This window comes from Acinetobacter sp. YH12116 (assembly GCF_013418895.1).
GTDB classification, from domain to species: Bacteria; Pseudomonadota; Gammaproteobacteria; order Pseudomonadales; family Moraxellaceae; genus Acinetobacter; species Acinetobacter indicus.
The window spans coordinates 1-13727 of sequence record NZ_VPBE01000016.1 but is presented as its reverse complement, the minus strand read 5'-3'; the positions used below and the strand labels follow the sequence as shown (position 1 = coordinate 13727).

Below are 13727 nucleotides of genomic sequence, written 5' to 3'. Positions count from 1 at the left end.
CTCTCTTGTTCTGTGAGGATGTGATGCAAGTGTTCCAATCCATGCTTATGGCCAGCGTCGCGCTGGTGGCGGCAACTACGCTACAGGCAAATATCACAGGCACGGAAACAGAAGTGACGGTACAAGAAAATGTGCTGATCTATACTGGCCCGCTCAGCCAAGATGCTAATACCCGTGCAGCTGCCTTGTTAAAGCAGTTCCCGCAAGTACAGACCCTGAAAATCACCAGTCAAGGGGGTGAAATTGGTCTGGGAATGGATTTGGGTGATCTGGTCTATGCGAATTAGCTGAATGTAGAAGTCGGGCAATACTGTTTTTCCTCCTGCGCCAATTATGTGTTTCCGGCCGGAAATATCAAATATCTGAACTGGCGCAGTCAGCTGGGCTGGCATGGTGGCGCCATGCAACCAATGCAGTTTGATGATGCAGACATGGAGCAGGCCTATCAGCAGTATATTGGCCCGATGCGCGCCAGAGAAACCGCGTTTTTCCAGAAAATTCAGGTCCAGCAGGCATCGACTACAGCAGGGCAAGCGCCTGAATATGCGCGCTATCAAGATTGTATTGGCTGGCGCTATACACGCCAGAAAATGCAAAGTTTTGGAATAGATCAGGTGCGCTATAAACAGCTGATCTGGCTACCCAAATCCAGTTTTAAGCAGCAGTGTATTTTTACCATTCGCTAACGGATTAAATGAAACGTATATTCTATTAAAAAACCTCATCTGTATGATTCAGATGAGGTTTTTTTGATGAAGTGTCAGCACCACTTGAATATGCTTAATGCACAAACATATCCATAAAATGACGGATTTCCTGAATCGCTGTTTCTGTATCAGTAGTCAGCCAGGTCGGTTCAAAAAAGCCGGCATAGTGTTCGACACGGTCTGCAGGGACCACCAGACGCACTGGACATTCTTCTTCCAGTAAGCGCCATGGAATAATCGGCACTTCATTATCGAGCCAGGCCGCGACATTACGCACATCAATCACCATGGCATTAATGCAGTCTGGAAACGGCATCACTGAAAACTCTTCAGTACGACGGCGGAAATATTCCAGATCGCCCCATTTCAGAAGAAAGCTCGGTTTACTGAACTCAATAATCCCGATTAAATGCTGATCACGCGTGTAGTGCAAAGCACATTGATGTGTGACGTCAGTGTCAAGATCAAGCGTTACACTTTGTTGACGATACGCCATAAAATTCTGGAGCATGAAAAAAAGAGTGACGTATTATAGCGCATTTGTATGCGTTAAGGCAGCGCTTGTGGTGGGCGAGCTGAAGCAAATTGTTACCTGGCATTTTGCTGTATCAAGCAAGGAGGGGCTGATCAGCACTGGAGAATGCTCAGGCTGCTGAATTTTTTCTCTCATCTAGGCGATTCTATATTCCTTTTCATGTGCTTATTCTTCTAATTTTGCATCAGTTATCCATCTGCTTGTTGTGATTAAAAAGCATACAAGATCTATCAGCTGCTGAACCCGGCTTGCGTCAAAATTTTGAATAAAATGAAAGCAGTAATAAACTTCAATTTTTGTAATTACATTTTTCACCATCTCACAATGCTTTGTCACACAACACAACAATGCTTCTTGTTAGTATAAAAATTCGACAAGCGAATAGAAAAGAAGTGAGGGAAACATGAGCCATGATTTTAACAAGCCACCTCATGTCACAAGCGCAGAAGAAGTACAAAAGAAAAAACGTATGCCAGTTTTTATCTTGATTGCTGTGGGTGTTTTTCTGCTGGCACTGGTGGTGTATATGTTTGCGGATCGTGATCCTAAACCGAGTGAGGCACCACCTGGGCATCCGAATGCCAATGTAGAACAGGCTACACCCAATAACAGTACGCCTGCAATGGCTGAAGAAGGTGTGGCGACCACAGGTGTGGATGGCGACATTGGCACCGCTGTAGATGGTGATTCAGCCACTGCCACTGATGGCGATACCGCTACGGCCACCGCTCAATAAGTCTGAAGATTGCATAAACCCTGACCGTCAGTTCAGGGTTTTTTGCGATAGCCGTGCATTCTTACACGCTTGGTACTTCATAAAAACACGGTACTTAAAAATACAAAGTACTTAAACCTTTCATTTTTACCATGATCAAGATGCGCATCTTTTGCCATGAACAACGAATGTAGAAAGTCATAACAAGAGGGCAAGACATATGAATGATTATTTTGATGGAAACCCGAGAGGTGCAGGCTTCGATGCCATGTACTACTGGGAACAGTTTCATCCCATTTTATCGGCGATTGCCATACTTATTATTGGTTGGATTATTGCATTAATTGTCGGTGCAGCCATTAAAAAAGGCTTAGAAAAGCTGGGCACCAACCAGAAGCTGTCGCATGCCACCGGGCACCGTCCCAATGTAGAAAGTATTCTGTCCAGAGTTGCCTTCTGGATCATCATGATTATCGCGATTATCGCGGCGCTGAATGTGCTGAACCTGACCAGTGTCAGTGGGCCGTTTAGCAATATGATTCAAAGCTTCCTGGTCTTTATTCCCCAGTTGTTGGCAGCCATTGCGGTCGGTTTTATTGCCTGGATTGTCGCAACGCTGGTCAAAATGGGCCTGCAGCGCGTACTGAATCGTACCCAGCTGGATGAAAAGCTCAGTGCCGATGTCGGGGTTAGCCCGATTAGCCGCAATATCAGTGATATTGTGTACTGGTTAATCCTGTTACTGTTCTTGCCAATTGTGCTGTCGATTCTGGGCTTAAACGGCCTGTTGTATCCAGTACAAAACATGGTGACTGAAGCCATTTCTTATCTGCCGAATATCTTTATTGCCGGCGTGATTATTTTTGTCGGTTATATTCTGGCTAAAATTGTCCGTGGTATTGTCGAAGGTTTAATTGGCAGTCTGAATCTGCAACAGCAGGCGCAAAAAATTGGCCTGTTCAAGAACTCTAACTTGCCGAAGCTAGTCGGTTCTTTTGTTTTTGCCCTGATCATCATTACTGCATTAATCATTGCATTTGAAGCCTTGGGTATTGAGGCGATTTCTCAGCCGGCAACCGCCATGCTGCATGAAATCATGTATGCAATTCCGCATATTATTGCCGCCGGTTTAATCCTGATCATTGCCTATGTGGTGTCACGTTTCGTGGCCAATCTGGTGGTTGAAATTATTTCAGGTACGGGTGTCGATGAAATTCCGGCCAAACTGGGCGTACAACGTTTCCTCGGTACCACCAAAGTATCGACCATGGTTGGTTGTCTGATCGTGTTCTTTACCATGCTGTTTGCCGTGTCTGAAGCGGCCAATCGTCTTGGTTTCGAGCAGGTAAGTGGTCTGATTTCCATGTTCATTTACTTCGGTGCCAATATTCTGCTGGGCGCGGTCATTCTGGTGGTCGGTTTCTGGCTGGCGAATGTGGTGGCCAAAGTGGTCGAGCGTGGTGAATACAACAGTTCACGCTGGTTAGCGACGCTGGTACGCGTACTGATTATGGGTCTGGTCGTAGCAATGGGCTTACGTGCCATGGGCATTGCCGATTCTATTGTGAACCTAGCCTTCGGTTTAACCTTGGGTGCAGTTGCGGTGGCCTTTGCTCTGGCCTTTGGTCTGGGTGGCCGTCAACCGGCAGAACGTGTTTTAACCGATCTGATTGATAAAGCCAAACGCGAAGCCAAGCAGCCGAATCCGTTGAAACAGGAGCAGGACAGTGCGGCCAATAGTGGCTTTACGACCCCAGGAGTGAATCCAATGAACAAACAGGACCCGTCACAAGGGACAAATACCCCCATGACTACGGATTTGTCGAATACCACACCGGCAACGCTGACCACTGCACCACAGGAAGATGAAGCATCCGGTGCAGATCAGGTTACACCTGATACGCTGAAGGTGGATCCGGCGCATCCGGCCAATAATAATCCGTTTGGTTCAACTGGTGAAAAAGAACCGGATGTCGATGCACATCAACCACGAAAAGATGACCCGAAATAACCTGTCATCTATCTACAAGGTCGATCAAACTGAGTGTTGATCGACCTCGTTTTTTGTTGAAAACTGGAGAAGCAGAATGACGAAAAAGAAAGCGCCTTCTAATCTTTTTGCACCCGTAGTGATTGCAGGGATTACCCTTGGCTTTTTGGCCAGCGCATATAAATTTATTTTTGCCAAAACTCAAAACCAACCCGCCCAGACCGCTGATGATTCGGGCGATACCGGGCAAGCTGCGACCAAAGTCGATGATGTTGTATAAATGAACAATTTTTTGCTATAGTGAAGCTTCATAAAAAAGGAATAAATATTTCATATATTTTAGATGCTTAGATTTAATCTGTATGAAATATTCATGGAATAAAATCGACGAAAGTCTATTTGGGGAAGACCTTATGTTAAAAATTAGCTTAAAACAATCAGAACAGCCGGCAGTATTACCAAAGCATATTCAGTGCGCCGTGGTGAAAATGCAGCAGACTATTTTACGTGTACAACGCCAGAATCATCTGTGCTTATTGCGCACAGATTATCTGGAATAATTCATCCATCAGTTTTATAAACCATCAGACATATTGGGCGGCGGCATGCGCTGACGCCCAGGCCCACTGGAAGTTATAACCACCTAAATGGCCCGTCACATCCAGCACCTCACCGACAAAATACAAGCCTTTCTGCTTTTTACTTTCCATGGTTTTGGAAGAAACTTCAGTGGTATCGACGCCACCTAAAGTCACCTCTGCGGTACGGTAGCCTTCGGTACCTGACGGTTTGACTTCAAAGCTGTGCAGGCGCGCTGCAATCTGCTCCAGTTTTTCATCACTCAGCTGTCCGATGGCGCTTTCCGCCTGTTCCGGCCAGATCAGCTGTTGCAGCTCTGCCACCACACTTTTCGGTAAATGTTCGGCCAGTAAGGTACGTAACAGCACTTTCGGCTGGCTGGATTTTTTGGCTTTAAAAAACTCGGCTAAATCCACGGCCGGCAGGAAGTCGATATGAAAACTTTGGCCGACATCCCAGTAATTGGACAGCTGCAGCGAACTTGGTCCGCTTAAACCGCGGTGAGTAAACAGCAAAGCTTCGGTAAAGCTGTTTAGCGTATTGGAAAGTGTGGCCTCTACGGCATTACCACTGAGGCGGGTAGTGACTTCTTTAAAACTGTCGGAAAAGGTAAACGGCACCAAGCCAGCACGGGTTGGATAGACATGATGACCAAACTGCTTGGCAATTTCATAACCGATTCCGGAACCCCCTAGCGTCGGAATGGACAGGCCGCCACTGGCGACGACCACAGATTCCGCCTGAAAATAACCTAAAGTGGTTGCGACCTGAAAACCCAAATCATCTATGGCGGTCATGGCTTTGACTTCACAGCTGGTTTTAATCTCGACCAGACCGGTTTTGTCACACTCGGCCAGCAGCATATTCAGAATGTCTTTGGCGCCATTTAAGGTAAACAGCTGCCCATGTTTACGTTCTTCATAGTCAATGCCGTATTCGCAGACCAGCCCGATAAAATCCCAATTGGTATAACGACTGAGCGCGGAAATCACAAAATGCGGATTATGTGAAATATAGTTGCTTGGCTCGACATAGAGGTTGGTGAAATTGCATTTGCCACCGCCCGACATCAGGATTTTCTTGCCGACTTTATTGGCTTTTTCCAGCACCAATACTTTGCGTCCGCGCTGGGCAGCCATATAGGCGGTCATTAAACCAGACGCACCGGCACCCAAAACTAGAACATCGTATTGATTTGCTGTTGCCATGTTGCACCGAGAGAAAATGAAAGCGGACTATTATAGACTTTATCGTTTGATGATGCCGCATTTTCCAGATTGAAATGTGCGCAGAATATTTACTTTTCCTATAAAGCAGGAATGGTCTATCAATAAACCAAATCATCGTTAGCAAGGCCACATTTTACTGTTTTAAGGTGATTTTTTACGCGGCAAAGTCGTGTTTATTTGATCTGGTTTTATTTTAAAGTTGTTTTAAATCAATAGTTTAGTATTTATTAAAGGGGGCATTGTTGTTCAGAATAAATAGCAATTTTTAGACATATTTTTTATGTCATGACTTTGTCTCTTGGGGAACACAATGAATAAAACATTATTAAGCCTGGCGGTAATTTTGAGTATGGCTCTCACTGGCTGCGGTGGCGGCGGTGGCAGTGACAGCAATACGGCAGCATCTTCAAATCCATCTGCACCGGCTCCTGTGACGCCAACTTCACCTGGTTCAACACCTGATACCACGCCTGTCACTGCCAGCTTGATCAATGACGTTCGCTTTGCAGATCTGGTCACCGAATTTAGTGCCCAGACTTTTGGTCTGGACAGCTGGAATCCGAAAGCGATGGTGGTGCATCAGGATATTTTGTATGTGGCCAATGACAGCGCCGAGGCAAGCATTTTGCGTTATGACCTGAAAGCCAAGCGAGTCTTGAGTTCGATCCATGCCCAGAATATTTCTGGCATTGGTCGGCCGTGGAATCGGCTGTTTGATTTGAGTGTACATAACGACCGCTTATATGCGGCTTCTTATTCGTCTAACCGGGTCGATGTCTTTGATTTAGGCTCAGGCGAACCACAATTTCTGATGTCGTTGGGAACCGGCAGTTGGTCGGGTGATCAGCACAATACCGTGGTGGTGCATCCCATGTCTGTGGCAGCGAATGATCAATATGTATTTGCCACAGATACGCATAGCCGGATTAATGTCTGGAAGCAAAGTGAGATCAGTAGCACCAATCATTTAAAAGCCAAAAAATATGCACGTTTGTCCTTGCCGAACTGTGGTTATAACTGTAGTGCGCGTTTGGAAGCTGTCGGTAATTTGCTGTATGCCAGTTTTAATAATGGCATGAGCTATGTATATGACCTGACTCATCTTGAAGAAGGCGCAACAAACGTGGCGGCGACACGACAGGAAAATGTGGGAACACGGGTATTTCATGCCGCGGATGACCAGCGTTTTTATGCAGCCCATACTTCAGGCCGGATCGACAGTTCAGCTTTACCAAATACGCAAAATCTACAGAATATTTTTCCAGCCGCAGAAGAAAGTTTTTATAAATATCGTACGGCAGGGGCGAGTACCGATCAGCAACTGGCCGGTGCCTTAGATATTCAGGTTAGTCAGGAACATTTATTCAGCCTGTTTAACGGCAAAATTGTCATGATGCCGCTTAAGCGATTGCAGCAGTTCCAGTCCAATACTGCTGCCACAGTCACGGCACTCAAGCAGCAGCAGGCCCAAAGCCGCAGTTATGTGCTGCAAGATGGGGAAAGCTGGGAAACCCTGACCAATGAAAACCTGCGCCATTTTTATATGGATAATATTTTATCGGCAAATTTACAGCATCTGGGGCAAAATTACTCCAGCCTATGCGCGTGAATGGGTGATTATGATTACCAATTTTGCCTATCTGGTGAATAGCCCTGAGTTTAAACACATTTGGTTTAACCATAAAGCGGTCATGGGGCATGACTTCTTTGGCAACAAGGGCCAAGTGGTCGGAGATGGCGGTTACTTTACCGCAGCGGAGTATCAAAAATATTATGATGAGATTATGAACCGTGGCAAAGTGACGCTCGGGGTGACCACCGTGGGCGGCGGTTTAGGCGGACGAAATGTGCTGGGAGTCGATACCTGGCTGTTCTATGCGCATTATTTCAATACCAGTATTGGCATTGTGGGCCATGAGTTCGGCCATCACTGGGGCAGCCACGACAGCGCCTGGGCCAAAGGTGGCTATGGTTTACAGGAAATTAATCAGCAATTGCATCAATATTTACAGCGTAAACAGCGCTTGTCGTATATGGACCCAGAGCTGAATAAATTCCACTTAACGCCACGGGCTGAGCTCTATAACGGGGTCGCAGAAAATATGCGCCGACCACGTCCGGATTCAAATGTGAATCATCTGGAGCGTTATTTTGCGGCCAATCCATTGCCAGAAACCAAGCAGCCTTAAGTTCTGATTTTTTCTTCCATCCAGTTGAAACTGTATCGGCTGGATGGAAGCCCGATTGAGGACGTCACAACAGATGAACTTTGAATTTCACAGCACATACAGATCATCAACAAAACTTTCATCAGACTTTTTTATGATCTGTTTATATTAAGGTGTCGAGCTTCAACTTGACGCAGTTACACTTTGATTTGCTTAACAATAAACAGAAATGTCGGCTAGGCATCTATATCTGGTATCGGACTTTATAAAAAAGGAAAAAATCAATGAATCAAACCGCGGGGCTGGATCAGCTCAAACAATACAACCTGATCACCTATATTCTGTATATCGCCGGCTTTTTTGTCGGTGTTACGCCAATTATTGCCATTATCATGAATTATTTAAAACGTGCAGAAATGCGTGGCACCTGGCTGGAAAGTCATGTGAACTGGCAAATCAAAACTTTTTGGGTGACGCTGATTGCCTATCTGGTCGGTGCGGTTCTGACCACCATTCTGATTGGTTTTATTGTGCTGTTGCTGGCCTTTATCTGGCATATCTACCGTTTGGTGAAAGGCCTGATGGCGCTAAACAATAACCAGCCGGTATCATAAATAGACTGCACTTGAAGCTAATGCTTTAAAACGCGCGTCCCTGTAGCCCGCCAGTATGGATCAGTAAAATTTTCTGGTCTGGCCCAATTTTATCTTGATCAATCAGATCAAAGATGCCGCGCAGCATTTTGCCGGTATAAACCTGCTCCAGCGGAATATTATAACGCTGCTCAAACGACTGAATAAACTGGATTAATTCGGGTGTGGTTTTGGCATAACCGCCACAGCAATAATCATCCAGAATACGCCAGTTGCGTTTGGTCGTGAGCTGCGCGACCTCCTGAGTTAAAAAATCACCTTTTAAGGCCGAAAATCCCAACAATTGCTGATGTTGCTGGCTGGCCTCAATCAATCCGGCAAGCGTACCACCCGTACCGACAGCACAGCAGATCAGGTCAAATTGCGCATCTTCCGCTGTCAGAATTTCCCGACAACCTTGAATAGCCAGCGCATTGGTGCCACCTTCCGGAATCAGATAAAAATCGGGATATTGCTGTTGCAGGTGCTGCAAAAAATCGGGCTGATCTTTCTGGCGATAGGCATTGCGGGAGATAAACTCCAGCTGCATGCCAAATTGCTGCGCCGTAGCCAAGGTTGGGTTTAGAGGACGCTGCGCCAGTTCTTCACCGCGAATCATGCCTAAGCTCTGAAAACCAAACTTATGCGAGGCAAAAGCGGTTGCAGCAATATGATTGGAATAGGCTCCGCCAAAGGTCAGTACTTTTTCAAACCCCTGTTGCCGGGCGGCCAGCAGGTTGTATTTCAGTTTAAAAAACTTGTTGCCCGAAATCTGCGGATGAATCAGATCCAGCCGTTTGATGCTGATGCGCTGGTGGCGATATTCAATGTGCTGATAAGGCACTTGCTGGGCAATAGAATCAAACATAGACAGAACGGAACGTTTTTGACAATTCTAACTGAAAACGGGGCGCGGTCAGTAAAGACATTTAAATAATCTCTCACGATAAAAGCCGGATCGGGCTTGCATAAAAATAGTAACTGTGCAAAAAAATAAACGGATAGACTTTGCAGAAAGGGAGAATAATGATGAAAAGAATCATCTTCCTGCTTATTTTAATCCAGGGCGCTTTACTGGCGGCTTGTGACCCGACCAAAGATTTAAACCAGCCCAAAACGGAAGAAACACGCAGCATGATTATTGGCGGTGTGCCGGTGCATGATCAGGATTATCTGCTGCCCAAGCAAGAAGCGAGTGTGAGGCCAGAGCAGACCGATCCATCACAGATTTATTAATATTGTATTTAATTGATGATCTTGAAAAGCGCTCAGGCCATGCTGGTATCTGGGCGCTTTTTTATGGCAAGCAAATTTCAGCAGATTGATTAAAATACGGAGTGAATTTTATAAGGTCAGTATAAAGATCTATAGTGAAAAATATCGTGAAAATCAAAACAACTGGTAAAAAATAGGAAGATATTCAAAGCACTTGCTTGTAAAATGCCGGCAGATCATTGTATTGGATAGGACTGTGGAATCCGTTTTTATTTTGGGATCAATTGCGCTGGCATTGATGTTGGGGGCCATGAGTCCGGGGCCAACATCAATTTATGTGGCGAAAAACTCGATTGCGATTTCACGTCAGCATGGTCTGTTTACCGCGCTGGGCACCGGTTTGGGCGCAGCCATCTTTGGTTTGCTTGCGGTGCTGGGCTTACAGGCCTTTTTACTGGCTGTGCCATCGGCTTATCTGGCCTTAAAAATTTGTGGCGGTTTATACCTGCTGTGGCTGGCATTTAAAATTATTAAACATGCCAAAGACCCGATTCAGGCCGATCATGCTGCCGGCACGCAAATGTCCTTACGCCGTGCTTTTATGACCGGTCTGATTACCCAATTGTCGAATCCTAAAATTGCCATTGTGCTGGCCAGTATTTTTACCGCGCTATTACCCAAAGAGATTCCGCTGTATTTTATTTTGTCCTGCCTATTCTGTGTTTCTTTATTGATGCCGGCTGGTGTTCCTTGCTGGCGGTGGCACTATCGGCGGAAAAACCGCGCGCAGTCTATTTAAAGTTTAAAAAAGTGTTTGATCGTGCGGCCGGTGTGGTGATGACGGTGCTGGGTCTAAAGCTGATTTTTGGTATGAAATAGATGGCTTAAATTGTGTTGATCGTTGATCAACATATCTCAAAAAAGCCTCCGTTTTGTCGGAGGCTTTTTTATCTTAGAACATATTTTCTTCAGAATTGGCGGAAATCCGGTGAATGGATAAATCTGCGCCATTAAATTCTTCTTCCTGACTTAAACGGATGCCCATCAGCAATTTTAGCACGCCATAAATCAGGAAACCGCCGGCCAGTGCAATCAGAATTGCCAGCGCTGTGCCGAACAGCTGGGAGATCAGGGATACGCCCCCCATACCACCGAGCCATTGCTGCCCAAAGATACCGACTGCCAGTCCACCAAAAGCACCACATACGCCATGCAAGGGCCAGACACCAAGCACATCATCAATCTTGAGTTTATTCTGGGTATAGGTGAAGAGTTTGACAAACATAATCCCGGCGATGCCGCCAATCACAAAGGCACCGAGTGGATGTACCACATCGGAGCCGGCGCAGATGGCCACCAGACCGGCAAGTGGACCATTATGTAAAAAGCCCGGGTCATCTTTGCCTGCAATTTTAGCGGCTATTGTGCCCCCGACCATCGCCATTAAAGAGTTGATCGCCACCAGTCCGGAAATGGCATCCAGACGCTGGGCACTCATCACATTAAAGCCAAACCAGCCGACAATTAAAATCCAGCAACCCAAAGCCAGAAAAGGAATCGACGAAGGCGGATGCGCACTGATACGACCATCTTTTTTATAGCGCCCATAACGCGCGCCCAGCAGAATCACCGCGGCCAGTGCAATCCAGCCCCCCATGGCATGTACCACCACCGAACCGGCAAAATCATGGAAACTGGCACCAAAGCTGTGTGCTAGCCAGAGTTGCAGACCAAAGTTGCCATTCCAGATCATCCCTTCAAAAAATGGATAAATCAGCGCCACCAGAAATAAGGTCGCCAAGGCCTGCGAACGCATTTTGGCACGTTCGGCAATCCCACCAGAAATAATGGCCGGAATCGCCGCTGCAAAGGTCAGCAGGAAAAAACAGCGCATCAGGTTGTAGCCATGATCGGCCGCCAGAGTGGTCGAGCTATGGAAAAAATGCTGGCCATAGGCAATATAATAGCCCACCAGAAAATAGGCCACCGCAGAAATGGCAAAGTCCGTGAGAATCTTGCTTAGGGCATTGACCTGATTTTTATGCCGAACGGTGCCGAGCTCTAAAAATGCAAATCCGGCATGCATGGCCAGTACCAGCACTGCACCAAGAAGGAGAAATAATAAGTCGATATTTGGCATTGTGCGTTCCAATTGAGTGCACGGGATCAGGAAAAGAAGCTCAGTATATCGAGGCGAATAGATTGTAAAAGAGGGGCAGACTGCGGAAATTTTGATGAAGAATTTCGTGAAATGAATAAGACTCGATATAAAGCACAGTGCGGTTTTTTGCACCAAATCAAGTCTTTTTTAAACGCTGTAAAACTCAATATTTTGGGCTATTTTTGAAGGATTTAAATTGATTGATACAAAGATGTGCAGCAGTTTGTATGTTTACGGTGCATTTTGAAACAGGCTGGACTGTTTAGAAAATTTTAAAAATTAAGGCGAAAATTGCTGCGAGGGCTAATGTGGTTGCGTGTAGGAACAGAAAAAGTGCGAAAGAATAGCAAGGAATACTGGATGTAAAACAGCAGAACCCCATTAGCGGGATTCTGTTTATAAAACTGACTTAGCTCAAGAGAACTGAGTTAATCGGTAAAATGTACTGGAATCCATTGATAGCTTTTGCCATCTTTTGAATAAATATGGCCGATGCCCGGGAATGGTAAATGTGGCGCTGCAATGGTCTGACCTTGCTTGGCATATTCAGCAAAATGCTTTAAACGGGTTTCTACCGCAGTTTTAGGATCGACATCGAATTCTATTGCTGTTTCAGGCTTGTCGAATTGCAAGGTATGTGAATGGACAATGTCACCAACAAATACGACCTCTTGATTATCTGCTTTGAGTTTAAAGCTGTAATGCCCTGGGGTATGACCAAAGGATGGCTTAAACTCGACCCCACCAAAAGCTAAAGATTTATCAGAAAAAACTTTCACTTTTTTAGCTTTTTCATAGGGTGCAAGGGCTGCTTTAATTTTCTCTACGGTGCCTAAGAAACTTTCCTGCTGGTCTTTCGGTAGTTTTTTTACGGTATTGGGATTGAGCCAGAAATCATATTCAGTTTTGGCAATATGCAAGGTTGCATTGGGATAATTGGCTACACCATTATTTGAGATGCCACAGACATGGTCAGGGTGTAAATGTGTCAGAAAGACACCATTCACTTGTTCAGGCTGATGGCCTGAGGCTTTTAAATTGTTATAGATTGAACCTAAGTGATCGCCAAAACAGCTGGCTGCACCGCTATCAACCAGATAAAGCTGACTGCCGGTATTGACCAAAAAGGCATTGACGGAGGTCTGGATGCCTTTGGCTTGATCGGCATAGTATTTTTTCAGAATCTCACTGACTTCCTGATCTGTCACACCTTTAAATTGTGAGCGGTTGAGATAGTTGGTGCCATCGAGCAGGGCGGTAATCTGGTAAGGCCCAAACTGATGCTGATAGTAGCCCGCGACCTGTTTTTGTTGGGGGATGGTCGGTTCAGCGGCTTGGACTGTGGTGAAAGTTGCAGTGCTTAGGGTTAGAGCGAGAAGGATGGGTTTTAAAGTTTTCATGGGTTCTTATAAGTTTTGAAGTGATACATCTTTTTATCATATTTATTGGTGAAATTTAACACTAGTTGAAAGCTTCTTCTCTTGCGCCATAGATGACTCAGGGAGAAGGTTGGGGTGAGGGTTATTAACACTATTTTGTTATGTGCTTTACTTTTGATCTTTCAAAAGTAAGGGAATAATTTTCAGACCTCTCCCTAACCCTCTCCTAAAAGGAGAGGGAATATATCAATATTGATTTAATAAAGGATTCTCCCTCTCCCTATGGGAGATGAGATACCGTCTTGGTAGTCAATCAGGTTTTGAGATTATTCGACCAATAAATAATCTCTTTGATAGGCAGTCTGATGTTTTAAAACGCCATAACACAGATGTATAAGCTTGCGCATTGCAGCACCT

The 13727-nt window shown here is 45.5% G+C and carries 15 protein-coding genes and 1 pseudogene; 11 read left to right on the top strand and 5 right to left on the bottom strand.

The genetic code is table 11. The annotated features are described in order from the left end of the window. Positions 1-23 precede the first annotated feature (23 nt). Entirely contained in the window at positions 24-287 is a 264-nt protein-coding gene (locus FTU54_RS10255; protein WP_180074720.1) for a hypothetical protein, read from the top strand. Positions 288-335: 48 nt separating this feature from the next. Continuing rightward, positions 336-686 (top strand): hypothetical protein, encoded by a 351-nt coding sequence (locus FTU54_RS10250; protein WP_180074719.1) that lies wholly within the window; start codon positions 336-338, stop codon positions 684-686. A 94-nt stretch (positions 687-780) separates the two neighbouring features. Here the strand turns inward: FTU54_RS10250 and FTU54_RS10245 are convergent, their stop codons facing one another. Next, entirely contained in the window at positions 781-1203 is a 423-nt protein-coding gene (locus tag FTU54_RS10245; protein WP_034598216.1) for a hypothetical protein, read from the bottom strand. Between the two features lie 442 nt (positions 1204-1645). Here FTU54_RS10245 and FTU54_RS10240 point away from each other — a divergent pair, with 442 nt between their 5' ends. From FTU54_RS10240 to FTU54_RS10225, 4 genes are all read left to right on the top strand, one after another. Beyond that, positions 1646-1978, top strand: a complete 333-nt coding sequence (locus FTU54_RS10240; protein WP_005179600.1) for a hypothetical protein — start codon at positions 1646-1648, stop codon at positions 1976-1978. Positions 1979-2177: 199 nt separating this feature from the next. Then, positions 2178-3968 (top strand): mechanosensitive ion channel, encoded by a 1791-nt coding sequence (locus FTU54_RS10235; RefSeq protein WP_180074718.1) that lies wholly within the window; start codon positions 2178-2180, stop codon positions 3966-3968. A 76-nt stretch (positions 3969-4044) separates the two neighbouring features. Next, positions 4045-4227, top strand: a complete 183-nt coding sequence (locus FTU54_RS10230; RefSeq protein ID WP_127798640.1) for a hypothetical protein — start codon at positions 4045-4047, stop codon at positions 4225-4227. Between the two features lie 133 nt (positions 4228-4360). After that, positions 4361-4507, top strand: coding sequence for a hypothetical protein (locus FTU54_RS10225; RefSeq protein WP_164844933.1), 147 nt, complete (start codon positions 4361-4363; stop codon positions 4505-4507). 24 nt (positions 4508-4531) lie between these two features. Here the strand turns inward: FTU54_RS10225 and FTU54_RS10220 are convergent, their stop codons facing one another. Continuing rightward, positions 4532-5734, bottom strand: a complete 1203-nt coding sequence (locus tag FTU54_RS10220; RefSeq protein ID WP_005179591.1) for an NAD(P)/FAD-dependent oxidoreductase — start codon at positions 5732-5734, stop codon at positions 4532-4534. A 331-nt stretch (positions 5735-6065) separates the two neighbouring features. On the opposite strand from FTU54_RS10220, the gene FTU54_RS10215 reads away from it, so the two are divergent. The 3 genes from FTU54_RS10215 (at position 6066) to FTU54_RS10205 (ending at position 8537) form a co-directional block, all read left to right on the top strand. After that, a complete protein-coding gene (locus tag FTU54_RS10215) occupies positions 6066-7364 on the top strand; it encodes a YncE family protein (protein ID WP_180074717.1) in 1299 nt (432 codons plus the stop codon). A 10-nt stretch (positions 7365-7374) separates the two neighbouring features. Beyond that, entirely contained in the window at positions 7375-7944 is a 570-nt protein-coding gene (locus FTU54_RS10210; protein WP_180074716.1) for a hypothetical protein, read from the top strand. Between the two features lie 263 nt (positions 7945-8207). Then, entirely contained in the window at positions 8208-8537 is a 330-nt protein-coding gene (locus FTU54_RS10205; protein WP_104487491.1) for a hypothetical protein, read from the top strand. Between the two features lie 25 nt (positions 8538-8562). Here FTU54_RS10205 and FTU54_RS10200 read toward each other — a convergent pair whose 3' ends face one another. Further along, positions 8563-9423: a 1-aminocyclopropane-1-carboxylate deaminase/D-cysteine desulfhydrase gene (locus tag FTU54_RS10200; RefSeq protein ID WP_180074715.1), complete on the bottom strand. Its 861-nt coding sequence runs from the start codon at positions 9421-9423 to the stop codon at positions 8563-8565. A 161-nt stretch (positions 9424-9584) separates the two neighbouring features. On the opposite strand from FTU54_RS10200, the gene FTU54_RS10195 reads away from it, so the two are divergent. Continuing rightward, positions 9585-9791 (top strand): NF038215 family lipoprotein, encoded by a 207-nt coding sequence (locus FTU54_RS10195; RefSeq protein ID WP_005179579.1) that lies wholly within the window; start codon positions 9585-9587, stop codon positions 9789-9791. A gap of 235 nt (positions 9792-10026) precedes the next feature. After that, positions 10027-10649, top strand: a pseudogene (locus FTU54_RS10190) (LysE family translocator). A 73-nt stretch (positions 10650-10722) separates the two neighbouring features. On the opposite strand, the gene FTU54_RS10185 reads toward FTU54_RS10190, so the two are convergent. Both FTU54_RS10185 and FTU54_RS10180 read right to left on the bottom strand, forming a co-directional pair. Beyond that, on the bottom strand, positions 10723-11910 hold the full coding sequence (locus tag FTU54_RS10185; protein ID WP_180074714.1) for an ammonium transporter: 1188 nt from the start codon (positions 11908-11910) through the stop codon (positions 10723-10725). A gap of 449 nt (positions 11911-12359) precedes the next feature. Continuing rightward, positions 12360-13331, bottom strand: coding sequence for an MBL fold metallo-hydrolase (locus FTU54_RS10180; RefSeq protein ID WP_180074713.1), 972 nt, complete (start codon positions 13329-13331; stop codon positions 12360-12362). Between the last annotated feature and the right edge of the window lie 396 nt (positions 13332-13727).